At 69.3% G+C, this 26,506-nt stretch carries 24 protein-coding genes, 4 tRNA genes, 1 other RNA gene and 1 pseudogene; 18 read left to right on the forward strand and 12 right to left on the reverse strand.

All coding sequences use genetic code 11. The features are described from left to right. From ACIQM0_RS35855 to ACIQM0_RS35865, 3 genes and pseudogenes are all read left to right on the forward strand, one after another. Positions 1–405: pseudogene (locus tag ACIQM0_RS35855) on the forward strand (transposase); the annotation flags it as partial. A 118-nt stretch (positions 406–523) separates the two neighbouring features. Beyond that, positions 524–1,294: a hypothetical protein gene (locus tag ACIQM0_RS35860; protein WP_401294841.1), complete on the forward strand. Its 771-nt coding sequence runs from the start codon at positions 524–526 to the stop codon at positions 1,292–1,294. 8 nt (positions 1,295–1,302) lie between these two features. After that, positions 1,303–1,671, forward strand: a complete 369-nt coding sequence (locus ACIQM0_RS35865; protein WP_401294843.1) for a hypothetical protein — start codon at positions 1,303–1,305, stop codon at positions 1,669–1,671. A gap of 566 nt (positions 1,672–2,237) precedes the next feature. Here ACIQM0_RS35865 and ACIQM0_RS35870 read toward each other — a convergent pair. Continuing rightward, positions 2,238–2,462 (reverse strand): HNH endonuclease signature motif containing protein, encoded by a 225-nt coding sequence (locus ACIQM0_RS35870; protein WP_360926363.1) that lies wholly within the window; start codon positions 2,460–2,462, stop codon positions 2,238–2,240. A gap of 813 nt (positions 2,463–3,275) precedes the next feature. Here ACIQM0_RS35870 and ACIQM0_RS35875 point away from each other — a divergent pair. Further along, positions 3,276–3,839, forward strand: coding sequence for an HD domain-containing protein (locus ACIQM0_RS35875; RefSeq protein ID WP_371777159.1), 564 nt, complete (start codon positions 3,276–3,278; stop codon positions 3,837–3,839). On the opposite strand, the gene ACIQM0_RS35880 is transcribed toward ACIQM0_RS35875, so the two are convergent. Beyond that, the gene (locus ACIQM0_RS35880; RefSeq protein WP_401294846.1) at positions 3,827–4,294 is read right to left on the reverse strand and encodes an NUDIX hydrolase; all 468 of its coding nucleotides are present in this window, start codon (positions 4,292–4,294) and stop codon (positions 3,827–3,829) included. The two genes, ACIQM0_RS35875 and ACIQM0_RS35880, sit on opposite strands and share 13 nt — an antisense overlap. Beyond that, positions 4,281–5,054 (reverse strand): XRE family transcriptional regulator, encoded by a 774-nt coding sequence (locus ACIQM0_RS35885; RefSeq protein WP_401294848.1) that lies wholly within the window; start codon positions 5,052–5,054, stop codon positions 4,281–4,283. Before ACIQM0_RS35885 ends, ACIQM0_RS35880 begins: the two co-directional genes overlap by 14 nt. A 98-nt stretch (positions 5,055–5,152) precedes the next feature. Between ACIQM0_RS35885 and ACIQM0_RS35890 the strand changes: the two genes are divergently transcribed. The 5 genes from ACIQM0_RS35890 (at position 5,153) to ACIQM0_RS35910 (ending at position 8,668) form a co-directional block, all read left to right on the forward strand. Next, complete coding sequence (locus tag ACIQM0_RS35890) at positions 5,153–5,845, forward strand: HAD family hydrolase (protein WP_401294850.1); 693 nt, start codon at positions 5,153–5,155, stop codon at positions 5,843–5,845. A 107-nt stretch (positions 5,846–5,952) separates the two neighbouring features. Continuing rightward, the gene (locus ACIQM0_RS35895; protein WP_401294852.1) at positions 5,953–6,855 is read left to right on the forward strand and encodes a radical SAM protein; all 903 of its coding nucleotides are present in this window, start codon (positions 5,953–5,955) and stop codon (positions 6,853–6,855) included. Further along, positions 6,848–7,489: a hypothetical protein gene (locus ACIQM0_RS35900; protein WP_401294854.1), complete on the forward strand. Its 642-nt coding sequence runs from the start codon at positions 6,848–6,850 to the stop codon at positions 7,487–7,489. Before ACIQM0_RS35895 ends, ACIQM0_RS35900 begins: the two co-directional genes overlap by 8 nt. Beyond that, positions 7,407–8,060 (forward strand): SAM-dependent methyltransferase, encoded by a 654-nt coding sequence (locus tag ACIQM0_RS35905; protein WP_401294856.1) that lies wholly within the window; start codon positions 7,407–7,409, stop codon positions 8,058–8,060. Before ACIQM0_RS35900 ends, ACIQM0_RS35905 begins: the two co-directional genes overlap by 83 nt. A 20-nt stretch (positions 8,061–8,080) precedes the next feature. Then, complete coding sequence (locus ACIQM0_RS35910) at positions 8,081–8,668, forward strand: class IV adenylate cyclase (RefSeq protein WP_401294858.1); 588 nt, start codon at positions 8,081–8,083, stop codon at positions 8,666–8,668. Between the two features lie 195 nt (positions 8,669–8,863). Here the strand turns inward: ACIQM0_RS35910 and ACIQM0_RS35915 are convergent. Continuing rightward, positions 8,864–8,951: transfer RNA gene (locus ACIQM0_RS35915), tRNA-Ser, on the reverse strand. 120 nt (positions 8,952–9,071) lie between these two features. Here ACIQM0_RS35915 and ffs point away from each other — a divergent pair. The 6 genes from ffs (at position 9,072) to ACIQM0_RS35945 (ending at position 18,027) form a co-directional block, all read left to right on the forward strand. Continuing rightward, positions 9,072–9,168, forward strand: an RNA gene (gene ffs / locus ACIQM0_RS35920) — signal recognition particle sRNA small type. A 119-nt stretch (positions 9,169–9,287) separates the two neighbouring features. After that, positions 9,288–11,492: a DNA polymerase III subunit gamma and tau gene (locus ACIQM0_RS35925; RefSeq protein WP_401294860.1), complete on the forward strand. Its 2,205-nt coding sequence runs from the start codon at positions 9,288–9,290 to the stop codon at positions 11,490–11,492. A 216-nt stretch (positions 11,493–11,708) separates the two neighbouring features. After that, positions 11,709–12,959 carry a phosphoribosylamine--glycine ligase gene (gene purD / locus ACIQM0_RS35930; protein ID WP_401294862.1) on the forward strand — a complete coding sequence of 417 codons (1,251 nt, stop codon included), beginning with the start codon at positions 11,709–11,711 and terminating at the stop codon, positions 12,957–12,959. A gap of 346 nt (positions 12,960–13,305) precedes the next feature. Beyond that, positions 13,306–15,111, forward strand: a complete 1,806-nt coding sequence (locus tag ACIQM0_RS35935) for a hypothetical protein (RefSeq protein ID WP_401294864.1) — start codon at positions 13,306–13,308, stop codon at positions 15,109–15,111. A 422-nt stretch (positions 15,112–15,533) separates the two neighbouring features. Continuing rightward, entirely contained in the window at positions 15,534–16,997 is a 1,464-nt protein-coding gene (locus ACIQM0_RS35940; protein WP_363023086.1) for a N,N-dimethylformamidase beta subunit family domain-containing protein, read from the forward strand. 115 nt (positions 16,998–17,112) lie between these two features. Further along, positions 17,113–18,027 (forward strand): phosphoribosylaminoimidazolesuccinocarboxamide synthase, encoded by a 915-nt coding sequence (locus tag ACIQM0_RS35945; RefSeq protein ID WP_401294866.1) that lies wholly within the window; start codon positions 17,113–17,115, stop codon positions 18,025–18,027. Between the two features lie 59 nt (positions 18,028–18,086). Here the strand turns inward: ACIQM0_RS35945 and ACIQM0_RS35950 are convergent. The 8 genes from ACIQM0_RS35950 to ACIQM0_RS35985 all read right to left on the reverse strand — a co-directional run bounded on the left by ACIQM0_RS35950 (position 18,087) and on the right by ACIQM0_RS35985 (position 22,861). Continuing rightward, positions 18,087–18,159 (reverse strand) — tRNA-Gly (locus ACIQM0_RS35950). 22 nt (positions 18,160–18,181) lie between these two features. After that, on the reverse strand, positions 18,182–18,793 hold the full coding sequence (locus ACIQM0_RS35955; protein WP_401294868.1) for a response regulator: 612 nt from the start codon (positions 18,791–18,793) through the stop codon (positions 18,182–18,184). Next, positions 18,790–20,166: a sensor histidine kinase gene (locus ACIQM0_RS35960; protein ID WP_401294870.1), complete on the reverse strand. Its 1,377-nt coding sequence runs from the start codon at positions 20,164–20,166 to the stop codon at positions 18,790–18,792. Before ACIQM0_RS35960 ends, ACIQM0_RS35955 begins: the two co-directional genes overlap by 4 nt. A gap of 13 nt (positions 20,167–20,179) precedes the next feature. Next, a complete protein-coding gene (locus ACIQM0_RS35965) occupies positions 20,180–20,992 on the reverse strand; it encodes an ABC transporter permease (protein WP_401294872.1) in 813 nt (270 codons plus the stop codon). After that, positions 20,989–21,978: an ABC transporter ATP-binding protein gene (locus ACIQM0_RS35970; RefSeq protein ID WP_401294950.1), complete on the reverse strand. Its 990-nt coding sequence runs from the start codon at positions 21,976–21,978 to the stop codon at positions 20,989–20,991. Before ACIQM0_RS35970 ends, ACIQM0_RS35965 begins: the two co-directional genes overlap by 4 nt. 155 nt (positions 21,979–22,133) lie before the next feature. Continuing rightward, positions 22,134–22,206: transfer RNA gene (locus tag ACIQM0_RS35975), tRNA-Gly, on the reverse strand. An 82-nt stretch (positions 22,207–22,288) separates the two neighbouring features. Next, positions 22,289–22,360: transfer RNA gene (locus ACIQM0_RS35980), tRNA-Gly, on the reverse strand. 165 nt (positions 22,361–22,525) lie between these two features. Beyond that, positions 22,526–22,861, reverse strand: coding sequence for an Lsr2 family protein (locus ACIQM0_RS35985; protein ID WP_363023094.1), 336 nt, complete (start codon positions 22,859–22,861; stop codon positions 22,526–22,528). Between the two features lie 429 nt (positions 22,862–23,290). On the opposite strand from ACIQM0_RS35985, the gene purS reads away from it, so the two are divergent. Genes purS through purL form a run of 3 tightly spaced genes read left to right on the forward strand, consistent with a single transcriptional unit; the run spans position 23,291 to position 26,480 of the window. Further along, positions 23,291–23,557 (forward strand): phosphoribosylformylglycinamidine synthase subunit PurS, encoded by a 267-nt coding sequence (gene purS, locus ACIQM0_RS35990; RefSeq protein ID WP_148837069.1) that lies wholly within the window; start codon positions 23,291–23,293, stop codon positions 23,555–23,557. Beyond that, positions 23,554–24,234, forward strand: coding sequence for a phosphoribosylformylglycinamidine synthase subunit PurQ (gene purQ, locus ACIQM0_RS35995; protein WP_363023096.1), 681 nt, complete (start codon positions 23,554–23,556; stop codon positions 24,232–24,234). Before purS ends, purQ begins: the two co-directional genes overlap by 4 nt. After that, positions 24,231–26,480, forward strand: a complete 2,250-nt coding sequence (purL, locus tag ACIQM0_RS36000; RefSeq protein WP_401294875.1) for a phosphoribosylformylglycinamidine synthase subunit PurL — start codon at positions 24,231–24,233, stop codon at positions 26,478–26,480. The genes purQ and purL overlap by 4 nt, the downstream gene beginning before the upstream one ends. The last annotated feature ends 26 nt before the right edge of the window (positions 26,481–26,506 follow it).

A 26,506-nucleotide genomic window follows, 5' to 3' on the forward strand; every position in this document is an offset into this window, starting at 1 on the left:
GCCTACCTCCGCAGATTCGACCTGGAACACACCTTCCGCCTGATGAAGCAGACACTCGGCTGGACCGTGCCCAAGCTCCGTGCCCCGGCCGCCGCCGACCTGTGGACGACCCTGATCATTGCCGTGCACACCCAACTGTGGCTCGCCCGACCGGCCGCGCAAGACCTGCACCGCCCATGGGAACACCCGCTCCCTGCACAGAAGTTGACCCCCGCCCGGGTGCGCCGGGGGTTGCGCAACATCCGCGCGAAGGCAGCCCGTCCCGCAGCTGCACCGAAACCCTCCCGCCCCGGCCCAGGACGCCCCCGCGGATCGATCAACCGTACGAGAGCGCCCCGCCACACACCGGGAAAAACCACCAAACGCGCCGAATCACTCGAAGAGCACTACGGCCGTCGACCATAAAGATCAAGCTAAGATCCTTCTCTACTCCGCTCCAGTAGCCCTGGCCTGGATCGCCTGGCAGCTGACCGCCCTGCTCCGCACCTGGCGGGCTACTGCGGCCCAACCCATCGGTGAGCAAGTGGCCCTGCACCGCTTCCGCATCACCACTGCCTTGGGTTCCGGCGCCGCCGGAGCATTCATGCTCTTCCGCGGTCTGGGTGGCGCCGACGTCACCACCGACACGCTCCTCTCCCCGGCCCATCTACTGGAAGCCCTCGACCAGACTCTCTTCTGGGTCGGACTCCTTCTCCTTCTGGTCTCCCTGGCCGCACTCATCGGACCTGGTATGGGTTTTGCCGGTCTGGCCCTCGCTGGCGGGGGCGCCACGGGCGGTCTGACCGTCGTCGCCGCAGTTAACGCAGCTCTCCTGGGCTCTGCGGGCATCGTGCTCATGGGGGCCAGTGCCAATGGGGGCTTCGGGGGCACTGAAAGTGAGCGGGCGGGGATGGGTAGTGAAGGGAAGGGCAGCAGAGAGGGCAGCATCGATGAGACGGAAAAGACATTCGATCTAAGGGAACGAGAGGTAGCTGAACTACTGAAATCGGAAGGGAAGCATGTCAGGGCACAAGTGGAATCTACTGAGGATGGGGTGCGACGAGCTGATGCATTCGTAGACGGGGTTGAGACTGAATTCAAGAGCCTCGATCCTGGAGCAAGCTCAAGCACTGTGAAGAATCAACTCAACAAGGCCAAGGGGCAGGCGCGTCATGCAATTATTGAAGCACGAGGAAGTGGTCTTAGCGAGGAAGCCGCCAGGGAGGGGGTCGGCAAGTTTTTCCGCAACAATCCGCCGGGTCGAATGGATGGCATTCGTGTCGTCGGCGACAACTTCAACCTCACTTATCCATAGGAGGATTCATGAGTATCACCCACGCCATCTTTATTAGCCCCGGCCAGCCAGTAGAGAGGCTGATTTCTGACATCGGATCCGCTTGCGGAGCCCTATTGCATATCAAGACGCCCGGATACATTGACTACAGCGTATCTCTTGGTCATGCGGCTGTTGAAGTGGAGCTGTCACATGATTACGAAGAGGACCACGGTATCCGATTCGAAAACTATGACGCGCTGATCACTGTACGGGATTTCGGCAGTGACGTTCAGCGACAAGAGCAGATCGCGGCAGACATCTTTCGAAATCTGAAACACCTCGACATCTATCGCATGGTCCTCGTTCGGGACTTCCAGCGACTTCTGGATTCGGCGACGCCCTCTCGACCCTGTTGATTCCAAAATCGTTGAATGAGGGCTGGTGGCTGCGTGCCGCTCAGGAACTAATACAGTCCTCCGGGTTACCGTTTGCGACGCATCCGGCTGCTGCGCCGAATGCCGCTTGGGCAGAAGCAGAATGCGTCGGATTTGCACGAGAGGCGCTGTGGACTGTGCTCCACCCTCTAGTAGCCCTGCGAATTCTTCACTTGCCGAGCCACTGCGGCCGCCCTTGGCTGAACGGCGCTTCCCCGCACAAGAGGCCCGGGGAAGCACGGCGACACCGACGATTGATGAGTCGCTGCTCCGGCATCAGCCCATGTATAGAGACGGCGCTCGGCGAACTCCCAGGGTGCTCTTGCTGCAGGCGTGAAGGCGCAGGGGCCTTCTGGGCGGTGGGTGAGGAGGCCGAGGAGGAGGGCGTGGAAGATGGCCAAGAGGTGGCCGTGGCATTGGGCGGTGTGGTGAAGGAAGCCGGCGGAGCGGCGAGCGCGGGTACGGGGGTGCCTCAGTAGCCGCCCTAGACCCGGATCTGCCCGAGCACCAGATACTCGGCAGGCCATCGCCTGAACCCGTCGCTCGCGCTACACGATGCTGGCCTCCCAGGCGGCATGCAGGCCCACCGCGACCCAACGCAGCCTCTCGGTAAGCTCAGCCCGCCCGGCGCCGCGGGTCTTGTTGGCGTGGCAGTTCGGGCACAAGGCGATCATCGCTGCCGGATGGTCACGGCCGCCGCCAGCGTGGTCATCGATGTGATCGGCCTCCAGCAGCGGCTCTCCGGCTGTCGTCCGATACGGAAGCTTCGGCAACAAGCACTCCGGGCTCTCGCATTGCCCCCTGCTGCGAATGATCACCGCACGAGTTGCCGCGCGATTGCGTACTCGTTGGTCTCCCGATACGGCTCGCCGCTCTTGGTCCCGCCCGGTCGCTTCCCACTCGACGGCTCTCCTGCACAGCGCCCTGTAGGCGGCCACTGGGTCGGTGCGGGCGCGCAGCCTCCGTAGCACGTAAGGCTCGGGAATTAGAGGAAAACTGCCCGGTGCGGTGAGATTGTCCCCCGCCGTACCGAGCCCACCCCAAGCGGCTTCTAGCTCCGCCTTGAACTCCGCGACCTTGTAACGGTCCTTGACCACGACCGTCAACCGACGCCGCTGCTGGGCCGCCTCGACTGCCGTCGCTACGAAAGTCCTGGTCTTTCCCGTACCGGTGGGCAGAGTGAGTACACTCTTCGCTCCTATCCCGAACCGCCCGATCATGCCGTGGGAACGAGATCCCATCCTTCGGGCATCTAGGACGGCCATCCCGTCCAAAGCACCGGACCCTCGACCGCTCGCCAGCCATTCCGGTAGCTCCAAAGCGTCCCCTGCCATCGACGACTCCCTGTTCTCGCTCCACCGCCGGTCAGCAGACCACGCTCCCACAGCCCACTGACAGCGGCCCAGGCCCAGCTACCGCCGACCGGACAGGCACTGGTCGTCTCTACCACGCGGCGGCGGCATCGTCGGGTCGAGGACCAGATCCCACGACACCCCTCTCTGCGAATCGCCGAACCTGACCGACAGGGTGCACAGTGATCGCTTCTGCTGAGACTGAGCAAGGTTGGCCTTGGGCATGTACCGGGAATGGGCGGATCGATGGCGAACTGGGCACGTGCGGTTGCCGAGGCCGAGTTGAGCGGACCGCTTCCTCGTCGATGGGCGCACTCGCTAGGAGTCTCACGGCGCGCGGCCAGAGTGGCCGAAGCCATGGAAGGTGCCTCGGAACTTCTGTTCTCCGCGGCCATCCTGCACGACGTTGGTTACGCCCCACGCCTGGCCGTCACCGGTTTTCATTCGTTGGATGGGGCCCGGTTTCTTCGTGACACCCATGCCGTGGATGAACGGTTGGTTCGGTTGGTGGCCAACCACTCGTTCGCGTTGTTGGAAGCGGAGGAGCGCGGATTGCGCGCTGTGCTGGAAGCGGAGTTTCCGCTCCTCGATGACCAGCGTCTTGTTGACGCCCTTGTGTACTGCGACATGACGACCACGCCCGATGGCGAGGTCACGTCTGTCGAAGCCAGGCTGGCGGAGATCGCTGCTCGCTATGGGGCTGGCAGTCTGGTGGGGCACTTTATCCGTCGGGCGGAGCCGGATATCATTGCGGCGGTGAGGCGGGTGGAGTCGGCACTGGCCGCTCAGCCCAGGTAGGGGTACGTGCCAGCAAGGTAGTCGCCGATCTGCTGGCGCATGCTGGGGTGGATGTCGTATTGGTCCAGGTCGTTCGGCTGGACGTAGCGGACGCCGTCGGCTTCGTCGTTGATGGTGGGCTCGCCGCCTAGGGGGCGGCCGATGTAGGTGTTCTCGTACTGCTGGCGGATCTCGCCGTCGGTGTAGGCCACGATGTGGTTCGGGTTCGTGTAGACCCCCAGGAAGCCGGTGATCTCGGCGATGATCCCGGTCTCTTCCAGGCATTCCCGCACCGCGCACTGCGCCGCCGTCTCGCCGATGTCCTGGGCTCCTCCGGGCAGGGCCCACTGGCCGGTGTCCCGGCGGCGTTGGAGCAGTATGGCGCCGTTGTCGTCGACGACGAGCAGGTTGTTGGCGGGGATGAGCGTGTTCGCCTTGGGGGCCTTGGGGTCGTTGTAGTACTCAGTCCTGCCCATGTGGCGAGGGCCCCTCCTGGTCTGGTGTCCAGGGCCGTGCGGAGGCCCAGACAGCTTCGAAACTCTGAGCGTAGTTGTCGAACCAGCCCGCCGTGTCTGCTCTGCGGAGATGGAGGAGGGGGTTGGCGCTGGCCGGCTGGCCCCAGACGTGCGGGTTGATCAGAAGGTCATCGTCGTACCGGAACATAGAGGTGTAGAGCGTGGTGTCGTGCAGCCTCACCTCACAGCCGGTCTCGGACAGCAGGGGCCGGTAGTAGGTGAGGGAGGCGCGGATTTTGGCGGCGAGTGTGTCGCCGATTCCTTCCTCGTGGCCCCGGATTGCCGCAGCCTGGCCCTTCGAGTCGCCGAAGCAGAGCCGCACTCGCACTCCGGTTGATGCGCGCTCGGCGAGCATCTTGGCGACGTGAGGGTTGGACTGGGCGAAGAAGGTGCCGGAGAAGACGAGGACGCTGATCTGCTCCTGGGCGCCATTGAGCAGCGACAGCCACGTGTCGCGCGGGACGCTCGCCCGGTTCTGGTAGGTCCCGACCAGCTCCTGCCCTGAACCGGTGAGCTGCTGCGGAGTGCTCGGTGCCGGTGCGGGCCAGAGGAACAGTTCCTCGACCCGTAAGTGCTTGGCGACGCGGAAGCGGTGGCGAGGATGGGGAACGCGCCCGCCGAGCCACCGGCCAACGGTCTTGGGGTCCACCTCGCAGACTTCGGCGAGTGATTCGGGTGGGATGCCGCGCTGGGCGAGCACGGAGTGCAATCGCTCGTTCACAGAAGCCATACAAGCCGAGACGGGGCAGGAGCGGCAAGGACGTTTCGGGACGTTCCACGGAAGGAGGGGGTCATGGCTGCTGTATTTACGCTGGATGTATGGAGCTCATCGTCCTGTGGGACATCGACCACACCCTGATCGAGAACGCCGGGGTCAGCAAGGAGATCTACGCCGCCGCCTTCACAGCCCTGGCAGGAAGGGCGCCCGCAGGGCCGGCGCGGACGGAAGGGCGTACGGACCGGCTGATCATGCGCGACATGTTCCATCGGAACGGCCTGGCCGAGCCGGACTGGACCGCTATCGAGGGGGCGCTGTCCGGCGCAGGTGGGGCGCGTCTCCACGCTCTCAGCCAGCGGGGGGCAGCCCTCCCCGGCGTGCGGGAAGTCCTGAAGGAGGTCTCCGTGCGCAGCAGTTGGGTGTCATCGGTACTCACCGGCAATATCGCGGACAACGCCCGCGTGAAGGTCGCGGCCTTCGGCCTTGATCCACTCCTCGACCTACCAGTTGGCGCTTACGGGGCCGATGCCCTTCAACGCCCCGACCTGGTCGCTGTCGCCCGGGAGCGTGCCCAGCGGCTGCGGGGCGCCCCGGATGGCGTGCCGGTCGTGCTCGTCGGAGACACCCCGAGGGACGTGGAGGCCGCACTCGCCACGGGCTCCGAGATCATCGCGGTCGCCTCCGGCGTCCACAGCACCGAAGAACTGGCAGACGCCGGTGCCCATACGGTTCTGCCCGATCTGATGGACACCGGCCGTGTACTCGGGATTCTGGACGCGCTCTCCGCCCGCTGAAAACGTCCCAGGACGTCCTCGGAGCGTCCCGATACGCGGTGACGAAGTCCGTATCCACCCCGCCAATATCAGGTCTCCCACCAGGCAAGCGCCCGAAGGAGACCCTCGTGATCAGCGAAGTCACCGGGATCCGAAGGATCCGGATGCTCTACCTGCAGCTGCTCTACCGCTGCAACTTCGAATGCCTGCACTGCTTCCACGGCGAACGGCTCCAGCGCGCCGACGCCTTCACCACGGACGAGGCGGTCAACCTCCTCACGCTGATGCGTGACGAGTACGGCACCGAGGCTGTCACCCTGCTGGGCGGCGAGCCGTTCGTCTACCGAGACCTCGCCCAGGTAGTCCGGTACGCCAAGCGGGACCTGGGCATGCAGGTCGAGATCTGCACCAACGGCTACCGGATCGAGCGCCGGCTGGCTGAGATCGCCCCCGACCTGGACCTGCTCCGGGTATCGCTGGAGGGCATCGGTACAACCAACGACAAGATCCGGAAGTTCGGAAGCTACCGCAGTGCCCTGAGCGCCCTCGAAATCGCTCAGCAGCTCGGCGTTCGCGTCGGCGCGACCATGACGGTCACTTCACGCAATATCGACGAGGTTCTGCCGCTCGCCCGCACACTGCAGCAGTACGGGGTGGAGCAGCTGAAACTCCACTGCCTCCGGCCGGTCGGCAACGCAGCCGATCACCCCGAGCTCCTCGTCAACGACGCCACGGCCTACACCCGTCTGCGGGAGTGCCTGGCCTCGGCCGAGCTGGACATCGAGGTGATCCTCGACGAGGACCTGTCCGAGCTCGGTGCACCAGACGCGTGCCTCCCCTCCGGGGGCCCTGTGGAGATCGAGCGGATCGAGGCCGACCCTCGCGGCGCGCTCACCATGTCCTGCAAGGCCGTCGGCAAGGACTCGCACGCCTTCTGGTACGACAAGCTCGCCGATCACATCGACCACCGGCCCTCCGCCACCGACGAACTCACCCTCGCGGTGCCGGACGTGGTGTACGGACGTGTCTGACCCGGCGTCGTTCGAGAGCGTCGAAGGGCTCCGCGGTACCGGCAAATCCACCCTCGCCCCCCTGCTCGCAGCTGCCCGTGGCGCGGTACTGGTCCCGACCGTGCCGCCCACCTACCAGGCACTGCGGCAGGAGGTCGACCGGCTGGGCAATGCAGAGGCACGCATGTGCTTCTACCTCTCGGCCCTGTTCACCGCCACCGACCAGATCCAGCGGTACCTGTCCGCCGGCATCCCGGTCGTCGTCGAGAGCTACTTCGCACGCTGTCTGGCCAACCACCGCGCTTTCGGGGCCGACCTCTCCGTGTCCCTGCCGCAGGGCATCCCGCGTCCCGTCACCTACTACCTGGTCTGCGCGGAGGACGAGCGCCAGCGCCGACTCGCCAGACGCGACAAGCCTGTCTCGCGTTGGGACGCCCTCGCCGAGATCACCGCAGACAAGATCACCGACGCCTACGCCTCGTTCCCGATGCACCGCGTGAACACCACCGGTCTCACCTCTGACGAGGTACTCCAAGCCGTCCTGAGCACCCACCCGCAAGGAGAGCAAGCCAGTGCAGGCACCAAGCATGTGGCGGCACACCCTCACCTTCTTCCCTCAGTTCCTCGCCGCGCTGAAGGAGCGTACGGAGCCTGACTCCACCGTGACGGTCATCGGCGCGAGCGACGGCAGACTCGTCGTGCCACTGGCCGCGGCCGGCTACCGCGTCATCGCCATCGAGCGCGACCCGCTCGCCCTCCACGGCGGCGAGGTCCAACTCCCGGGTGGCAGAACCGGTCACGCGACGGGCATGATCTGGCGGCTGAAGCAGGAAGGGCTCCACGACCGTGTCCAGGTCGTGGAGGAGGACTTCCTCGCTTCCGAACCCGTCACCGCCCCCTGTGATGCCGTCTGGACGAGCTGCTCGTGGCATTACAGTGCCAACCACCACCGGCCGTTGGGCGAGTTCGTCGACCGCATGCAGCGCCTGGTCCGGCCCGGCGGTCTGTTCGGCGCGGAGTTCATGATGCCCCTCACGCAACGCCACCACGTGCTGGAGCACTACACATCCCCCGAGAAGCTCCGGCGTTACTTCATCGGGGACTGGGACGTCCTGCTCACCCTGCGGACCAACGAGTTCACCGAGCAGGCGCACGTCGGGCAGCTGCAGGACCACAACCACCGCATGGGCCTCCTCCTCGCCGCCCGTGCCTCCACCCCCTCCTAGAGCTACGGGAAGAAGGACCTATGAAGCACGAGTACGAGGCCAAGTTCCTCGCCGTCGACGTCGACGGCCTCCAGGCCAAACTGACGGCACTCGGAGCCGTCCAGGCGTTTCCGCGCACCCTGCTCACCCGGAAGATCTTCGAGAACGACGCACTCGAAGGCGGAGCCTGGGTCCGCCTGAGGGACGAGGCCACGCGCTCCACTCTCACGCTGAAGCAGGTCACCGACTCCACGACGATCGACGGCACCACCGAGATCGAGACCGAGGTATCCGACCTGCACGCCATGGCCGAGATCCTCCGCAACGTCGGCCTGCGCGAAGTCCGCTACCAGGAGAACTACCGGGAGGAGTGGCGCCTGGGCGAAGTCGCCTTCGACTTCGACACCTGGCCGGACCTCCCCACCTTCGTCGAGATCGAAGGACCCGACGAAGCATCAGTCCGACAGGCAGCAGACCTCCTCGACCTCGACTATTCGGGAGCTCGGTTCGGCAGCGTCGACGAGATCTACAAGAGCGAGGCAGGCCGGGACATCCTCGCCGAACCGACGCTCCTCTTCGCCGACGCCGACAAGCAGGAGCAGGCCGGGGCGGCCGCACCGAGCGAGTGATCTCGAGGGTCGGGCGGCTTCACCCTTACCCGGCCTGCCGGCCCAGCGGCCCGCGGTACGGGCAGAACGCGGCCATGTACTGCAACGTGTGCCGGGCAGTCCTCAACGGGCGGTAGCCAGGAACTGCAACCACCAACGTCGAAGGCCCCCACTGCAAGCAGCGGGGGCCTTCGACGTATTGCCCGGTGAGAGCAATGGCGGAGGATACGAGATTCGAACTCGTGAGGGGTTGCCCCCAACACGCTTTCCAAGCGTGCGCCCTAGGCCACTAGGCGAATCCTCCGCGGCAAACAATACAAGACGTTGAGGAGTGCTCGCGAACCCGTTCCCCGTCGGCGGTCCCGGCGGGGTCCTGAGGGGTGGGGAGGTGGACTTGCGGGGGCGGGGATCGGCTAAGGTGGGCGTCAGCCCCTCACGTGGCGCTATCTGACTGAACTCCCCCAGGGCCGGAAGGCAGCAAGGGTAGGTTGGCTCTGGCGGGTGCGTGGGGGGTCCTTACGTTTCCGGGGTCGTTCGGTATGTGTCCGGGGCCCTGGTCTTCGCCGTGATGATGCTCTCGGGGCCGGTGGTGTGCCCGGCCCGGGGCCGGTTGTCGGTCCGCCCCTATAGCCTCGTATGTGTGTCGTCCCTTGCGCTGTACCGCCGCTATCGCCCCGAGTCGTTCGCCGAGGTCATCGGTCAGGAGCATGTCACTGACCCCTTGCAGCAGGCCCTGCGGAACAACCGGGTCAATCACGCGTACCTGTTCAGCGGGCCGCGCGGCTGCGGCAAGACGACCAGCGCGCGCATCCTCGCCCGCTGTCTGAACTGTGAGCAGGGGCCCACGCCCACCCCGTGCGGGGAGTGCCAGTCCTGCCAGGACCTCGCGCGCAACGGGCCGGGCTCGATCGACGTGATCGAGATCGACGCCGCTTCGCACGGTGGTGTGGACGATGCCCGTGATCTGCGGGAGAAGGCGTTCTTCGGGCCCGCGTCGAGTCGTTACAAGATCTACATCATCGACGAGGCGCACATGGTCACCTCGGCGGGGTTCAACGCCCTGCTGAAGGTGGTCGAGGAGCCGCCGGAGCACCTCAAGTTCATCTTCGCGACCACGGAGCCCGAGAAGGTCATCGGCACCATCCGGTCGCGTACCCACCACTATCCGTTCCGGCTGGTGCCGCCGGGGACGCTGCGCGACTATCTCGCCGAGGTGTGCGCCAAGGAGGACAGCTTCGTCGAGGACGGAGTGCTTCCGCTGGTGGTGCGGGCCGGTGCGGGCTCCGTGCGTGACTCGATGTCGGTCATGGACCAGTTGCTGGCCGGTGCGGCCGATGACGGTGTGACGTATGCCATGGCGACGTCCCTGCTCGGTTATACGGACGGCTCGCTGCTCGACTCCGTCGTGGACGCCTTCGCCTCGGGCGACGGGGCGGCGGCGTTCGAGGTCGTGGACCGGGTCGTCGAGGGCGGCAACGACCCGCGGCGCTTCGTCGCCGACCTGCTGGAGAGGCTGCGCGACCTGGTGATCCTGGCCGCGGTGCCGGATGCGGGGGAGAAGGGGCTCATCGACGCCCCGGCCGATGTCGTCGAGCGGATGCAGGCCCAGGCGTCCGTCTTCGGGGCCGCCGAGCTGAGCCGCGCCGCCGATCTGGTCAACGAGGGGCTCACGGAGATGCGCGGGGCGACCTCGCCGCGGCTCCAGGTCGAGCTGATCTGCGCCCGGGTCCTGCTGCCCGCGGCCTTCGACGACGAGCGCTCGCTCCAGGCACGGCTGGACCGGCTGGAGCGTGGCGCGTCCTTCGCCACCACCGGACCGGGGCCCGCCATGGGCTACACCCCGGGCCCCGAGGCCCTGGCCCACGCCCCCGTCGCCCCGCAAGCCCCGCAGGCCCCTGCTCCCGCGTCGTACCCCGCCGCGCAGCCGGACGCCGGGTCGGGGCCCGCCGCCGCGCGTGCCGCCGCACGCGGGGAGGCAGCACCGCCCACCACAGCGCCACCCACCCCGGTGCCGCCCACCCCAGCGCAGCCCACCCCCGCCCCGCCCGCCGAGCCCGTACAGCCCCAGCCCGCCGAGGCCCCCGCGGCCGGTCAGCGGCCCGGCGCCTGGCCCGCCGCGGCCGCGCCCGAGCAGGGGCGCCGGCCCGGAGGCTGGCCGACCGCCTCCGCCCCCGGCCAGGCACCCGCCCCGCAGGCCGCCCCCGCACCGGCCGCGCCCGTGGCACCCGCTCCCGGGCCCGCCGCCCCGGAGCCGGCCCCGGGTATGACGCAGGGCGCCGGACAGGTGCGCAACATGTGGCCCGACATCCTGGAGGCGGTCAAGAACCGCCGCCGGTTCACCTGGATCCTGCTCAGCCAGAACGCCCAGGTCACCGGCTTCGACGGCACCACCCTCCAGATCGGCTTCCTCAACGCGGGGGCCCGTGACAACTTCACGAGCAGCGGCAGCGAGGACGTGCTGAAGCAGGCACTGGCCGAGCGGTTCAACGCCCAGTGGAAGATCGAGGCGATCGTCGACCCGTCGGGCGGCGCCGGACAGCCCCCGCAGACCGGCGGCGGCCGCCCCTCGGCCCCGCCCGCACCGCAGCGCCCTGCGCCGCCCGCGCCGCAGCAGCAGTACGAGTCCCGGCCGGCCCCGGAGCGGCAGCGGCAGGGGGGCGGCGAATCCTCCGCGGCGCCCGCGTCGCCGCCGTACACCGCTCCCGAACCGCCCCGTTCGGTCGCCCCGGAGGACGACACCGCCGAGGCCGACGACCCGGACCTGGTCGACTCCGCGCTCTCCGGCCACGACCTGATCGTCCGCGAGCTGGGCGCCACGGTCGTCGAGGAGTTCACCAACGAGTAGGGCGCGCCACGGGGGCTGTGGGGTACGGGGACGGCGCCGGAGCGTCTCGGCGGCGGGGTTGTCGGGGGTGCCGGGGTATCCGGTAACGCCGCGCGGTGCACAGCCGGACGGCAACCGCGCCCCGTCCGGCCCAGATCCAGCGGGCAGCCCCCGGTCCGGTGTCCACGGACCGGCGCCCGTCAAGGCCGCCCTGCCCCGGCGGCTAGGCTGCACCCCGTGAAGGTCCTCGTCATCGGCGGCGGCGCCCGCGAACACGCCCTGTGCCGCTCTCTCTCCCTCGACCCCGACGTCACCGCTCTGTACTGCGCCCCCGGCAACGCCGGCATCGCAGAGGTGGCCGAACTGCACCCGGTCGACGCACTCGACGGCACTGCCGTCGCGCGCCTCGCCACTGAACTGGGCGCCGAGCTGGTGGTCGTCGGCCCGGAGGCACCGCTTGTCGCCGGGGTCGCCGATGCCGTGCGCGCCGCCGGCATCCCCTGCTTCGGCCCGTCCGGCGAGGCGGCCCGGCTGGAGGGCTCCAAGGCGTTCGCCAAGGACGTGATGGCCGGGGCAGGCGTTCCGACCGCCCGCAGTTACGTCTGCACCACCTCCGCGGAGATCGACACGGCCCTCGACGCGTTCGGTGCTCCGTACGTCGTCAAGGACGACGGTCTCGCCGCCGGCAAGGGCGTGGTCGTCACCGATGACGTCGAGGCGGCCCGTGCCCACGCGCTGGCCTGCGACCGCGTGGTCATCGAGGAGTTCCTCGACGGCCCCGAGGTGAGCCTCTTCGCGATCACCGACGGCACCACCGTGCTGCCTCTCCAGCCCGCCCAGGACTTCAAGCGCGCCCTCGACAACGACGAGGGCCCGAACACCGGCGGCATGGGCGCGTACTCCCCGCTGCCGTGGGCCGACCCCAAGCTGGTCGACGAGGTCATGCAGTCGGTCCTCCAGCCGACCGTCGACGAGCTCCGCCGCCGCGGTACGCCCTTCTCCGGGCTGCTGTACGCGGGTCTCGCGATCACCTCGCGCGGCGTACGGGTCATCGAGTTCAACGCCCGCTTCGGCGACCCGGAGACCCAGGTGGTCCTGGCCCGTCTGAAGACCCCGCTGGCCGGTCTCCTGCTGGGCTCCGCCAACGGCACCCTGGACGAACTGCCCCCGCTGAAGTGGCGCGACGACGCGGCCGTCACCGTGGTCATCGCCTCCCACAACTACCCGGACACCCCGCGAACGGGTGACCCGATCGAGGGTCTCGAAGACGTCGCGGCACAGGATGCCCCGCATGCGTACGTCCTGCACGCCGGGACCCGGCGGGACGGCGACGCGGTCGTCAGCGCCGGCGGCCGGGTGCTCTCCGTGACCGCGACCGCCAAGGACCTCGCGGGCGCCCGCGAGCGCGCCTACGCGGCGGCGGCCCGGATCCGCCTCGACGGCTCCCAGCTCCGTACGGACATCGCGAAGAAGGCCGCGGAGGCCTGAGCCGTAGAAGCACCTGGCGGAGAACGCCGGGGGCCTGATCCGTCCACCGTCGGAGAGGGCGCGGAGGTCCGCGCCCTCTCCGACCCGGTCCGCCCCCGGTCCCGGTCGGGGTCCTGCCTCCGTTGACGCGCCGTTTCCCATGGACAGCGGCGCGTCAGCAGCTTTGCCCAAAGCCATTCCATCGAGTGACGGCTGAGCCATCCGGATGACGCCCGTCGAAGCCCCAACTAGGGTGCGGCGGAAGCTTTCCGGCACTTGGCCCACCGGCATTGCGATGTCAGTGACGGGTGCCACAGTGGGGGAGTGAGCAACACCGTCGCGAGGGCAGAGGGGGTGACATCCAGCCGTGTCCGGTACCGGTACAGGTGAGGAGTTGGGTGCGCAGGCTGCACGTGCCCGTGCGCTCGCTCTGTTGCGCATCCGCAGCAGGGCGACGGCAGTGGCGCTGCTGCCCGCGGCCGTCGCCGTCGTGCTGTTCGCCGCGGGCGCACAGGGATTCGTCGACGGCGGGGGCTGGGAGGCGGTGCGCTGGGCCGTGACGGCCTGCGCCGTCGTCGTCCTGCTGGTCGCGGCGGCCACCGCCATCGCGGTGGTACGGGCGAAGCCGGCGGTCAGCCCGACCGTCCCGCTCAGTGAGAAGGCGGCCCCGGATCTCTACCGGCTGGTCCGTGATCTCGCCGATCGCCTCGACGTCCCCGCGCCCTCGGCCATAGCGCTGACGCCCGACTGCGACAGCTGGCTGGAGGACCGCACCCACCCGGCAGCCGACCGTGCGGCCAGGGAAGCCGCCCGCCGGGATCCGGACGGGCCGGGGACGGGTCCGGGACGCCGCCGCAGAGTGCAGGCCGCGCCCGTGCTGGTGATCGGTTCGCCGTTCCTCTGGTGGATGCGCGTCGCGGAGCTGCGGGCCGTGCTCGCCCCGGTCGTCGCGGGCACAGGCCCCTCCGCCCATCCCGACATAGCCGCGGCCCGGCGCTTCGTGCGGGGACTGGACGGGGCCGTCGCCGACGCTGCCGCACCCGCACAGGGGCCGCTGAGCAAGGTTCTGCGGCTGCCGCACGCCTTCATCGGCCGGATCGCCCGGCTGCTGCTGCGCAGCTGTCACAGCCACGCCGCGGAGATGGAGCGCGGTGTCGCCGCCGCGGCGTCCACCCGCGCCCAGGCGGTGGACTACGGGCTGCGGATAGTCGCCCAGGAGCAGGTCGGGCTCGCCTACGCGGGCTGGGACCGGCTGCTCACGCGGGTCGCGCTGCCCGCCTGGCGGATGGGGCGCTGGCCGTCCCGGCTGGACGCCGGAGTCGTCTCCGCCCTCACCGAGCTCTCCCGGCGCGACCGGCTGGCCGACGGCTTCACCTCCCGGCTCGGCGAGCGGCCCGCCTGTGACCTCCTGGAGGAACCGGGAGCGGCCGACGAGGCGGCGTCCCTGCTGGCCGCCCGGCTCTTCCACGGCGGTCCCGCGGAGACGGGGCCCGACTGGTCCCCGGTGGACTGGCAGCAGTATCCGGAAGAAGTCGTCGACCGGAAGTGGCGCACGGAGGCGGCCCGGCTGCACCGGGTCCTGGACGACATGGGCGTACCGCCCGCGTCCTCCGCCGGTGCGTCCGACGTCGCCGGTGCCGCGGTGCCCACACTGGCCCGCGTCGTCGAGCATCTCGTCTCGGGCAACGGCAACGGCGACGGCAACGGCAGTGGCGGCAGCAGCAGCGAGGAGCTCGCGGCAGGGATCAGTGCCGCCGTGGCCCGTGACGAGGCGCAGGCCCAGAGCCAGGGACACTCCCAGGGACACGCCCAGGGCCAGTCCCCGCAGCCCATACCCGGCGGGGCCGGCCCGTCCGGCGGGTCCGGTGGAGACGTGCTGGACTTCTGGGGGCCCGACCCCCTCCCGCTCTTCCCGCTGCAGCCGCCCCGTACGGGGACCGAGCTGCTCGCCGACCACGTCGCGGCGATGGTCTGCTGCGCCGCGGTCGACACGGCGGGCGCGGCCCCCGGCCTCGACTGGCTCGACGGTCCCGCGCTGCTGGTCGACGGCGCGCGCCGGTCCGATCTCGGCGCCCCGGTCCTCAGCCTCGTCGAGGACGGCGACGCCGGCCCCCTGCACTCCTGGCTCGCCTCGGTCGGTGTGCGCACCGACAAGCCCGTCCGCCTCGTCTGAACCGGGTTCGAACCCGGACGCGCCCCGGGCGAAACGATGGCGCCCCCGCACGCACTCCGGACGCGCCCCGGGCGTAACGAAGGCGCGCCCCGCACGCACCCCGGACGCGCCCCCGCGCTGTCCCGAACGCACGCCGCACGCATCCTGGACGCCCGCCACACGCGTCCCGCGGGCACCGCCACACGCGTCCCGTGCGTGTGCCACGCCGCTCGCGCGATTCCGCTGCGATCCTCGGTGCAACTGGGGTGTAATCAAGGCATATCACCACTCCTCGACGCCCAATACCCGGAAGAATAGGTTCCGTTAACGTCAATTCGCGACGAACGGTGACGGAGTGGATGCGTTATGTGATGTGCTGGGGACCGGCGCTGACAGTCAGCGCACCACTGTTGTTCCGGGGGCCTGAGAGAGGGAAGCGCGTTATGGGGGCGGAGCAGATTCGTCGTTGGGAATCAGGTGCCCTCGCGCACGCCGTCACCGACCCCTTCGGGCAGGGTCCCCTCCCGTGGCTGCGCGGCAGTGAGAACTACTTCGACGACACCGGCCAGGTTGTGCCCTGGTACGCCGATCCCACGCTGCCCCGCGGCTCCACCGGCGGCGGCACCCGTACCGCCGACGACGTGCACCGGCAGATCAAGGGTTTCAGTTCCACCGGCGCCGCGGCCCCCGGTGAGGCGATCGACTTCCACATCACCGTGGACCCGCCCCAGCAGTTCTCCGTGGACATCTACCGCATCGGCCACTACGGGGGCGACGGCGCCGCCAAGATCACCACGAGCCCGCGGCTCTCCGGCATCGTCCAGCCCGCGCCCCTCGCCGCCGACCGCACGGTCTCCTGCCACCACTGGTGGCAGTCCTGGCGGCTCCAGATCCCCACCTACTGGTCGATCGGCGCCTACGTCGCCGTCCTCACGACGGTCGACGGATACCGCTCCCACATCCCGTTCACGGTCCGCGACGACCAGCCGGCCGATCTGCTGCTGATCCTCCCGGACATCACCTGGCAGGCGTACAACCTCTACCCGGAGGACGGCCGCACCGGCGCCAGCCTCTACCACGCGTGGGACGAACAGGGCCGGCTGCTGGGCGAGGAGGACGCGGCGGTCACCGTCTCCTTCGACCGCCCGTACGCCGGCGCGGGCCTCCCGCTGCACGTCGGCCATGCCTACGACTTCATCCGCTGGGCCGAGCGCTACGGCTACGACATCGCCTACGCCGACGCCCGCGACCTGCACGCGGGCCGCGTCGACCCGACCCGTTACCGGGGCCTGGTCTTCCCCGGCCACGACGAGTACTGGTCGGTCCCCATGCGCCGCACCACCGAACGCGCCCGCGACAACGGCACCTCGCTGGTCTTCCTCTCCGCCAACACCATGTACTGGCAGGTCGGCCTCGCTCCGTCGGCGTCCGGCGTCCCCGACCGGCTCCTCACCTGCCGCAAGCGGCGCGGCCCGGGAAAACCCGCCCTCTGGCGCGAGGTCGACCGGGCCGAGCAGCAGCTCCTCGGCATCCAGTACGCGGGCCGGGTCCCCGACCCCCACCCCCTCGTCGTACGGAACGCGGAGCACTGGCTGTGGGACGCGACCGGCGCGGGCGAGGGCGACGAGATCGACGGCCTGGTCGCGGGCGAGGCCGACCGCTACTTCCCGCGCACCACGCTTCCCGAGCACGACAACCGCATCCTGCTGGCCCACTCCCCGTACCAGGACACCGAGGGTGCGACGCGTCACCAGGAGACGTCCCTCTACCGGGCCCCGTCCGGCGCGCTCGTCTTCGCCTCCGGCACCTTCGCCTGGTCCCCGGCCCTGGACCGCCCCGGCCATGTGGACCCGCGCATCCAGCGCGCCACCGCCAACCTCCTCGACCGCATCTGCAAGCGCGCCTGAGGACCACGGCACCCGCCCTCGCCGGGCCGCGTCCCTGCTCCACCCCTGCGCAGCCGTCCGCACCCGGATACGGGACAATCGGAACGACTCCTGGATCAACCTACGCGGAGGCAGCGTGTCCGGATTTGTAGAAAAGCCCGAGCCCGTACAGGTACCGGGGCTCACCCACCTGCACACGGGCAAGGTGCGCGACCTGTACCGGAACGAGGCCGGTGACCTCGTCATGGTCGCCAGCGACCGGATTTCCGCGTACGACTGGGTCCTGCCCACCGAGATCCCGGACAAGGGCCGTGTGCTGACGCAGCTCTCGCTGTGGTGGTTCGACCAGCTCGCCGACCTCGTGCCGAACCACGTCCTGTCCACCGAGCTGCCGGCCGGCGCCCCCGAGGAGTGGGCCGGCCGCACGACGATCTGCAGGTCGCTGCGGATGGTCCCGGTCGAGTGCGTCGCCCGCGGCTATCTGACGGGCTCCGGCCTGGCCGAGTACAACGCCTCGCGCACCGTCTGCGGCCTCGGCCTGCCCGAGGGCCTCGTCGACGGCTCCGAGCTCCCGGGACCGATCTTCACCCCGGCCACCAAGGCGGCCGTCGGCGACCACGACGAGAACGTGAGCTACGAGGAAGTGGCCCGCCAGGTCGGCGCCGAGACAGCGGCGCAGCTGCGCCGCACGACGCTGGACGTGTACGGCCGGGCCCGTGACATCGCTCGCGAGCGGGGGATCATCCTCGCGGACACGAAGTTCGAGTTCGGCTTCGCGCCCACCGCCGACGGCGGCGAGGAACTGATCATCGCGGACGAGGTGCTGACCCCGGACTCCTCGCGCTTCTGGCCCGCCGCCACCTGGGAGCCGGGCCACGCCCAGCCGTCGTACGACAAGCAGTTCGTGCGCGACTGGCTGACCTCGTCGGTCTCCGGCTGGGACCGCAGAAGCGAGCAGCCGCCGCCGGCACTGCCGCAGGAGATCGTGGACGCGACCCGGGCCAAGTACCTGGAGGCGTACGAACTCCTCACCGGCATGCCCTGGAAGTAGCCGCCCCCGGCACACGAAGAAGCCCCCGGTCTTTCGACCGGGGGCTTCTTGCTGAACGGAGCGGACGACCAGGTTCGAACTGGCGACCTCAACCTTGGCAAGGTTGCGCTCTACCAACTGAGCTACGTCCGCAAGCGCCGAAGCGCGAGAACTACTATACCCAACCCCGCTCGCGCGCGAGACGCACCGCCGCGTGGCGGTTCTCGGCCCCGAGCTTCGAGGCCGCGGACGAGAGGTAGTTCCGGACCGTTCCCTGCGTCAGCGAGGCCCGCTGCGCGATCTCCGCGACCGGCGCCCCGTCCGCCGCCAGTTCCAGCACCTCGGCCTCGCGCACGGTCAGCGGCGAGTCCCCGGCGGCGATGGCGTCGGCCGCCAACTCCGGATCCACGTAACGGTTCCCGGCGTGCACGGTACGGATGATCCCGGCCAGCTGCCGGGCGCTGACGGTCTTCGGTACGAACGCCCGCACGCCCGCCGCGAGGGCCCGTTTCAGATGTCCCGGCCGGCCGTGACTGGTCACGATCATGGTGCGGCAGCCCGGGAGTTCGGACCGCAGTGATGTGGCGACGCTCACACCGTCCGCCCCCGGCATCTCCAGGTCCAGGACCGCCACATCCGGACGGTGCGCACGGGCCATGGCGAGCGCCTCCGGGCCGGTCGCCGCCTCCGCGACCACCACCAGGTCGTCCTCCAGCGCGAGCAGCGCGGCGAGCGCGCCCCGGATCAGGTGCTCGTCGTCGGCGAGCAGCACCCGCACCGCAGTCATCTTCGCTCCTCCAGAAAGGCCGTACGCGTATCCGTGGCTGGTACATCGGCGGAAGCCGTATCCGGTACATCGGCGGGAGCCGTACGCGCCGCGACACCGGGCTTCCGGCCCGTGTCCGGGCGGGACCGCGGGATTCTCGCGGTCAGCCGGAAGAGCCCGTCGCCGGGCGTTCCCGCGTCCAGCGAGCCGTCGAGCGAGCCGAGCCGTTCGCGCAGTCCGGCCAGCCCGGAACCGCTCCCGCCAGGACCGCTCCCGCCGGAACCGCACTCCCCGGTCGTGGTCGTCGTCGACGCGCCGTCGTTCTCCACGTCCAGCACCACCTGGTCGGCCGAGGCGGTGAGCCGGATCGTGCAGCGTCGGGGGTCGCCGTGCCGCAGCACGTTGGTGGCCGCCTCGCGCACCACCCAGCCGAGGGCGGCCTGGACGGGCGCGGCCAGTTCGGCTCCGCTGTCGCCCACCACCGCGCACTCGATGCCGGCCGCCCGCAACACGCCCTTCGCCCCGGCCAGTTCCGTACGCAGATCCGCCTCCCGGTAGCCCCGTACGACGTCGCGGACCTCCTGCTGGGAGGCGCGGGCGATGCGCTGCACCTCGACCATCTGGTCCACCGCCCGGGGCCTGCCGCGCTGGGCCAGCTCCACCGCCAGCTCGCTCTTGAGCGCGATCACGGCGAGATTGCGGCCGAGCACGTCGTGCATGTCCCGCCCGAACCGCAGCCGCTCCTCGGCGACCGCGAGCCGGGCCTGCACGTCACGGGCCTCCTCCGCCTGCCACATCACGCTCAGGCTCCAGGTGCTCGGACGTACGGAGATCAGGACCAGCACACAGCCGAAGAGCGTGGCCGGCACCACGCCGGCCAGGATTCCGCCCCGCGCCCCGGCGGCCGCGAGGATGCCGGTGGTCAGCCCGACGAGGACGAGCGACTGGACCAGGAACGTGCGGACCGGGACCAGCAGGACCTGTGTCATCACCAGCGCCATCGGTGCGTTCATGGTCATCATCAGCAGCCCCGATCCGCCGACCCCGTCCACGGCGGCCAGTGCCGCCAGCAGTCCCAGCCCCACCAGCAGCAGGGCGAGCGGCGCGATCATCCGCTGCCGGGGGAACACGGAGATGCCGAGGTAGTGCTCGTACGACGGCCGCACGTTGCGGCTGCTCAGCACGCACTGCGCCAGGCAGACCACGAGCAGGGCCAGGCCCAGCGCCAGCGGGAGCGGCTCATGGCGGATGTCCTGCTTCAGCGGAGCCAGCTGCCACGTCAGGGTGAAGAGCCAGGGAATCGCCGACACGGTCAGCCGCGTGTAGAGGTCGATCCGTTCGAGTTTGCTGCGTTCCTGCCAGCCGCGGCGCCAGCCACGTACACGCGTCAGCACTGCACCACACCCTTCAGCGTCGCGGATCCCAGCGGAACCACCGCTTGACAGCAAACACCGCGAGCACGGTCCAGACCAACCCGGTCAGCGCGGCCCGCAGCAGGTCGGCGCTCTCCGCGCCGCCGAGCCAGCCGGCCCGTACGAGTGTCATCACTCCGGTCAGCGGCAGCAGCTCGCACACAGCCGCGAGCCGGTCCGGAAGGATCGCCAGCGGTACGAAGAGTCCCGAGCCCATCAGCGAGGCGAAGAACAGCGGGAGGGTCGTGAGCTGAGCGGTCTGCACGGTGCGGGTGATCAGCGAGGTGGCGGCGGCCAGTGCCGTCAGCAGCACCACACCCATCACCAGCCCCAGCAGGAGCAGCTCGGGGCGTTCGGGCGCGCCGAGGCCGAAGAAGGCGGTACCGGCCACGACGATCATGGCGGTCTGCGCCAGGGCAAGTGCGGCCGCGGGCAGCGCGGTTCCGGTCAGGATCTCCCCGTCGGTGACCTCGCCGGTACGCAGCCGCTTCAGGACCAGTTCCTCGCGGCGTGCCACATAGGCGGCGACCATGTTCATGTAGACGGCCTGGAGCAGCACCGTTCCGATGCCACCGGTGAGCGCGGCTCCGGCTACGGTCAGCCCGGTCCCGCCGAGGTCTATCTGCTCGAACGTCGACTTCATGGCCATGACCATCACGGCGGGCATGAACAGCGCGACGAAGACGGCCGTCCTGTTGCGGAGGAGCAGCGTCAGTTCGGCCCGTCCGAGGGCGGTCAGCCGGCCCCGGGCCGTCGTGGTCGGGGATCCGGGCGTCGCGGTGTTCGCACGCGTTGTCGCGGTCGTCATGCCACAGCCACCTTTTCGGTTCCGGTACCGGTCTTGTTCTCGTCTTCGTGCTTGTGGTTCTCGGTCGCCGCCGCGGACCTGGCGATGTCGAGGAACGCCTCTTCGAGTGAGGCGGACCGTGCGTCGAGCCCGATCAGCCGGACGTCCGACTCCGTTGCCCAGCGCAGCAGTTCGGCCAGCGACTCCTGGAGGCGGTGGGTGCGGATCTCGATCCGCGGGCCGTCGGCCGCGGCGCGCAGGCTCAGCGGCAGCTGTCCCGCGGCGGTCCCTTCGGGCAGCTCGAACCGGATCCGGGACGGCCGCGCGGCCGTCACCTCCGCGGTGGTGCCCGAGGTCACGATCCGTCCCCGGTGCATGATCGCCAGCCGGTCGGCGAGCGCCTCGGCCTCCTCCAGGTAGTGCGTGGTGAGCAGCACGGTGATGCCGCCCTCCTGGAGCCGTCGCACCAGCGCCCAGGTGTCGCGCCGCCCCTCGGCGTCGAGGCCGGTGGTCGGTTCGTCGAGGAAGAGCACCTCGGGCCGGCCGAGCAGGGCCAGCGCCAGGTCCAGCCGCCGCCGCTCGCCGCCGGAGAGCTGTTTGACCCGGACGCGCGCCCGGTGGCCGAGCCCCACCAGGTCCAGGGCCTCGCCGGTGGGCCGGGCCCCGCTGGTGCAGCCGGCCCACATCCGTACCGTCTCGGTGGTCGTCAGGTCGGAGGGGAAGCCGCCCTCCTGGAGCATCACCCCGATCCGGGGGCGGACGGCGGCGCGTTCCTCGAACGGGTCGTGGCCGAGCACCCGAACCGTTCCGCCGTCGGGACGGGCCAGACCCTCCAGCAGTTCGACGGTGGAGGTCTTGCCGGCGCCGTTCGTGCCGAGCAGGGCGAACAGCTCGCCGCGTGCCACGGAGAAGGAGACGCCGGTCACAGCCTCGAAGCCGCCCGCATAACTGCGTCGGACACCGTCCGCCTCGATCACGCACTCATGGGGAATTTCGTCGAAGGTGATGACTCAAGACTTCCTCCCGGACGGTGCCGGGAGCAGTGCGAGCTGTCATCGCACTCCATGACAAACGTCATGGGGGGGTGCGGGCGGTGCGGATATGACCGGGATCGCACACGAAGAAACCCCCGGCCGAAAGACCGGGGGTTTCTTACTCAATGAGCGGACGACCAGGTTCGAACTGGCGACCTCAACCTTGGCAAGGTTGCGCTCTACCAACTGAGCTACGTCCGCATTTGCAGCCACTCGGCTTTCACCGGTGGAGCGAGCACTACTCTACCTGATCCACTGAAGTGGTTGAGGAAGAGTCATGCAGAGCGGGTGACAGGAATTGCACACTGCGCCTTCCCCCTGGAAGGGGGATGTTCTACTACTGAACTACACCCGCACGCTGCTTGGGGCCCGGCTTTTCGGCCTTGCCCTTCGGCGTGCTCCAGACTCTAGCCGACCTGCAGGGGTGTCGCGCAAGTCGGCTCCCTCGAGGTGTCGTCGGGGAGGCCGGTGCCGGGCGGTCCGACACCCCCGCCCGGCACCGGTCGTCCGGCGTCTTTGCTCAACTGGCTTCTTGGAACGCCTCGTAGACCTTCTTGGGAATCCGGCCGCGGGCCGGCACCTCCATCCGGTGTGACCGGGCCCAGGCCCGCACGGCCGCCGGGTCGGGCGCGAGCGAGGTGTGCCGGTACGAGACGGGAACCTTGCCGTGCTTGCTGGCATTTGTCTGCTTACGGCCGGCCGCCACGTACGGGGCCAGGGCCTTGCGCAGTTTCTTTGCATTGGACGGATTGAGGTCGATCTCGTACGCCTTCCCGTCCAGCGCGAAGGCGACCGTTTCCGCTGCCGCTCCCCCGTCGATGTCGTCGGAGAGCGTGACCACTACGCGCTGAGCCACGGATATCGGTCCTTTCCTGCGGCATCTGCGCGTCTGACATGCGCGGATGCCGGCCTTCCGGCTGAGAGCGCGGATGAGGGCCGACTGGTGCCGGCCGTTCCGGGGCAATGTGACTTTCCCCGGTAATCATTTGTACAGCGATGGGCACCGCATTGTGAAGCCCACCCAATTACGTGCGCGTGTCAGCCTGCTATGTGTGCTGCTGGGGGGGATTTTTTCCACAGGATTTTCCGTATCCGTTGCCACATCCGTTCCCGCACGCGTTCCCGGTTCCGTTGACGCTTCCGTAGTCGCGGCCGATATCTCGGCGTGATCCGGGCCGTCCGATATCTACCCGCGTAGAATTTCTGGACAGGTACGCTGGCAGGACCCGCGGGGGTCCTGGGGAACCCCCCGGAGAAACAGCCGCACCACACCACCACACCGGGAGTGCCAGTGGCACGCGTCGTAGTCGACGTCATGCTCAAGCCCGAGATCCTCGACCCGCAGGGACAGGCTGTGCAGCGTGCGCTGCCCCGTCTCGGCTTCGAGGGAATCGCGGACGTACGTCAGGGAAAGCGTTTCGAGCTGGAGGTCGAGGGGCCGGTCGACGAGGCCGCCCTCGCCCGTATTCACGAGATGGCCGAGACGTTCCTCGCCAACACCGTCATCGAGGACTTCACCGTGAAGGTGGAGAAGGCCGAGGAGTCGAAGTGACTGCTCGTATCGGAGTCGTCACCTTTCCGGGCACCCTCGACGACCAGGACAGCCTGCGGGCCGTACGGGTGGCGGGCGCCGAGCCCGTTTCGCTCTGGCACCGCGACAAGGATCTGCACCAGGTCGACGCGGTCATCCTGGCGGGCGGTTTCTCCTACGGCGACTACCTGCGGGCCGGAGCCATCTCCCGCTTCTCGCCGGTCATGGAGACCGTGATCGAGCAGGCGAAGGCGGGGATGCCGGTTCTCGGTATCTGCAACGGCTTCCAGATCCTGACCGAGGCACATCTGCTGCCCGGCGCGATGCTGCGCAACAACCACCTGCACTTCATCTGCCGCGACCAGAAGCTGCGCGTCGAGAACGCGGACACCGCCTGGACCTCGGACTACTCCGAGGGCCAGGAGATCTCCGTTCCCCTCAAGAACATGGACGGCCGCTACACCGCCGACGAGCACACGCTCGACGAGCTGGAGGCCGAGGGCCGCGTGGCGTTCCGTTACGTGGACGTCAACCCCAACGGCTCGCTGCGCGACATCGCCGGCATCTCCAACGCCGCGGGCAACGTCGTCGGTCTGATGCCGCACCCCGAGCACGCCGTCGAGCCGCTGATCGGCACCGGTCGCACCGACGGTCTCGGTTTCTTCACCTCGATCATCAAGAAGCTGGTCAACGCATGAGCCTGGACACGGTCAAGCACGCGGCCGAAACCCCGGACACCGAGCAGCCCTGGAAGGAACTCGGCCTCAAGGAGGACGAGTACGCCAAGGTCCGCGAGATCCTGGGCCGCCGTCCCACCGGCGCCGAGCTCGCCATGTACTCCGTGATGTGGTCCGAGCACTGCTCCTACAAGAGCAGCAAGGTCCACCTCAAGCAGTTCGGCGAGAAGGTCCCCGCCAACGACGCGATGCTCGTCGGCATCGGCGAGAACGCCGGTGTGGTCGACGTCGGCCAGGGTTACGCGGTCACCTTCAAGGTCGAGTCGCACAACCACCCCTCGTACATCGAGCCCTACCAGGGCGCGGCCACCGGCGTCGGCGGCATCGTCCGCGACATCCTCGCCATGGGCGCCCGCCCGGTCGCGGTCGTCGACCCGCTGCGCTTCGGCGCGGCCGACCACCCCGACACCAAGCGCGTCCTGCCGGGCGTCGTCGCGGGCATCGGCGGCTACGGCAACTGCCTGGGCCTGCCGAACATCGGCGGCGAGGTCGTCTTCGACGCCTGTTACCAGGGCAACCCGCTCGTCAACGCCGGCTGCATCGGCGTGATGAAGCACGAGGACATCCACCTCGCCCAGGCCTCCGGCCCCGGCAACAAGGTGATCCTCTACGGTGCCCGCACCGGCGGCGACGGCATCGGCGGCGTCTCCGTGCTGGCCTCGGAGACCTTCGAGTCGACCGGTCCGGCCAAGCGCCCGGCCGTCCAGGTCGGCGACCCGTTCCAGGAGAAGCTCCTCATCGAGTGCACCCTGGAGATCTTCAAGGAGAAGCTCGTCGCGGGCATCCAGGACCTCGGCGGCGCCGGGCTCTCCTGTGCCACCTCCGAGCTGGCCTCGGCCGGTTCGGGCGGTATGCGCGTCGAGCTGGACACCGTGCCGCTGCGCGACTCCTCCCTCTCGCCCGAGGAAATCCTCATGAGCGAGTCGCAGGAGCGCATGTGCGCGATCGTCGAGCCGCAGCACGTGGACCGCTTCCTGGAGATCTGCGAGAAGTGGGACGTCATCGCCACCGTCATCGGTGAGGTGACCGAGGGCTCGCAGCTGGAGATCTTCTGGCACGGCGAGCAGATCGTGGACGTGCCGCCGCGGTCCGTGGCCCACGAGGGCCCGACGTACCACCGCCCGTACGCCCGGCCGTCCTGGCAGGACGCGCTCCAGGCCGACGACGCCGGCAAGCTGGCCCGCCCGGCCGACGGCGCCGAGCTGCGCGAGCAGGTCCTGCGGCTCGTCTCCTCGCCGAACCAGGCCTCCAAGTCCTGGATCACGGACCAGTACGACCGCTTCGTGCAGGGCAACACCGTGCTCGCGATGCCCGAGGACGCCGGCATGGTCCGCATCGACGAGAACACCAACCTCGGCGTGGCCATGGCGACCGACGGCAACGGCCGGTACGCGAAGCTCGACCCGTACACCGGCGCGCAGCTCGCGCTGGCGGAGTCGTACCGCAACGTCGCCGCCTCCGGCGCCAAGCCGCTCGCCATCTCGGACTGCCTGAACTTCGGCTCGCCCGAGGACCCGGACGTCATGTGGCAGTTCGCCGAGGCCACCCGTGGTCTGGCCGACGGCTGCCTGGAGCTGGGCACGCCGGTCACCGGCGGCAACGTGTCGCTGTACAACCAGACCGGCGAGACGGCGATCCACCCGACGCCGGTCGTGGCCGTGCTCGGCGTGATCGACGACGTCACCCGGCGTACGCCGGTCGCCTTCAAGGAAGAGGGCCAGCTCCTCTACCTGCTCGGTGACACCCACGAGGAGTTCGGCGGCTCGGCCTGGTCCGAGGTCGTCCACAACCACCTCGGCGGCATGCCGCCCAAGGTCGACCTGGGCCGCGAGAAGCTGCTCGGCGAGATCCTGATCTCGGCCTCCCGCGACGGCATGATCGACGCGGCGCACGACCTGTCCGACGGCGGTCTGATCCAGGCGGTCACCGAGTCCTGCCTGCGCGGCGGCAAGGGTGCCCGGCTGGTCGTGCCGGACGGACTGGACGCGTTCACCTTCCTGTTCTCCGAGTCCGCGGGACGCGCGATCGTCTCGATCCCGCGCAGCGAGGAGCTCCGCTTCAACGACATGTGCGGGGCGCGGGGTCTGCCCGTGGCCCGGATCGGTGTCGTGGACGGCGAGGAGATCGAGATCCAGGGTGAGTTCGCCATCCCGCTGAGCGAGCTGCGTACGGCGCACGAGGGGACGATCCCCGCACTGCTCGCGTAGTTCGGCCCGCGCACTGCCGCAGAGGC

The sequence above is a fragment of the Streptomyces sp. NPDC091387 genome, from assembly GCF_044756945.1.
In the GTDB taxonomy this organism is placed as follows: domain Bacteria; phylum Actinomycetota; class Actinomycetes; order Streptomycetales; family Streptomycetaceae; genus Streptomyces.

Bases quoted from the DNA above. Each gene is read 5' to 3' on its own strand.
- ACIQM0_RS35940 (WP_363023086.1), top strand. From the start codon at position 15,534: ATGGGGGCGGAGCAGATTCGTCGTTGGGAATCAGGTGCCCTCGCGCAC.
- purL (WP_401294875.1), top strand. From the start codon at position 24,231: ATGAGCCTGGACACGGTCAAGCACGCGGCCGAAACCCCGGACACCGAG.
- ACIQM0_RS35875 (WP_371777159.1), top strand. From the start codon at position 3,276: ATGGGCGGATCGATGGCGAACTGGGCACGTGCGGTTGCCGAGGCCGAG.
- ACIQM0_RS35880 (WP_401294846.1), bottom strand. From the start codon at position 4,294: ATGGGCAGGACTGAGTACTACAACGACCCCAAGGCCCCCAAGGCGAAC.
- ACIQM0_RS35865 (WP_401294843.1), top strand. From the start codon at position 1,303: ATGAGTATCACCCACGCCATCTTTATTAGCCCCGGCCAGCCAGTAGAG.
- ACIQM0_RS35890 (WP_401294850.1), top strand. From the start codon at position 5,153: ATGGAGCTCATCGTCCTGTGGGACATCGACCACACCCTGATCGAGAAC.
- ACIQM0_RS35910 (WP_401294858.1), top strand. From the start codon at position 8,081: ATGAAGCACGAGTACGAGGCCAAGTTCCTCGCCGTCGACGTCGACGGC.
- ACIQM0_RS35965 (WP_401294872.1), bottom strand. From the start codon at position 20,992: ATGACGACCGCGACAACGCGTGCGAACACCGCGACGCCCGGATCCCCG.
- ACIQM0_RS35955 (WP_401294868.1), bottom strand. From the start codon at position 18,793: ATGACTGCGGTGCGGGTGCTGCTCGCCGACGACGAGCACCTGATCCGG.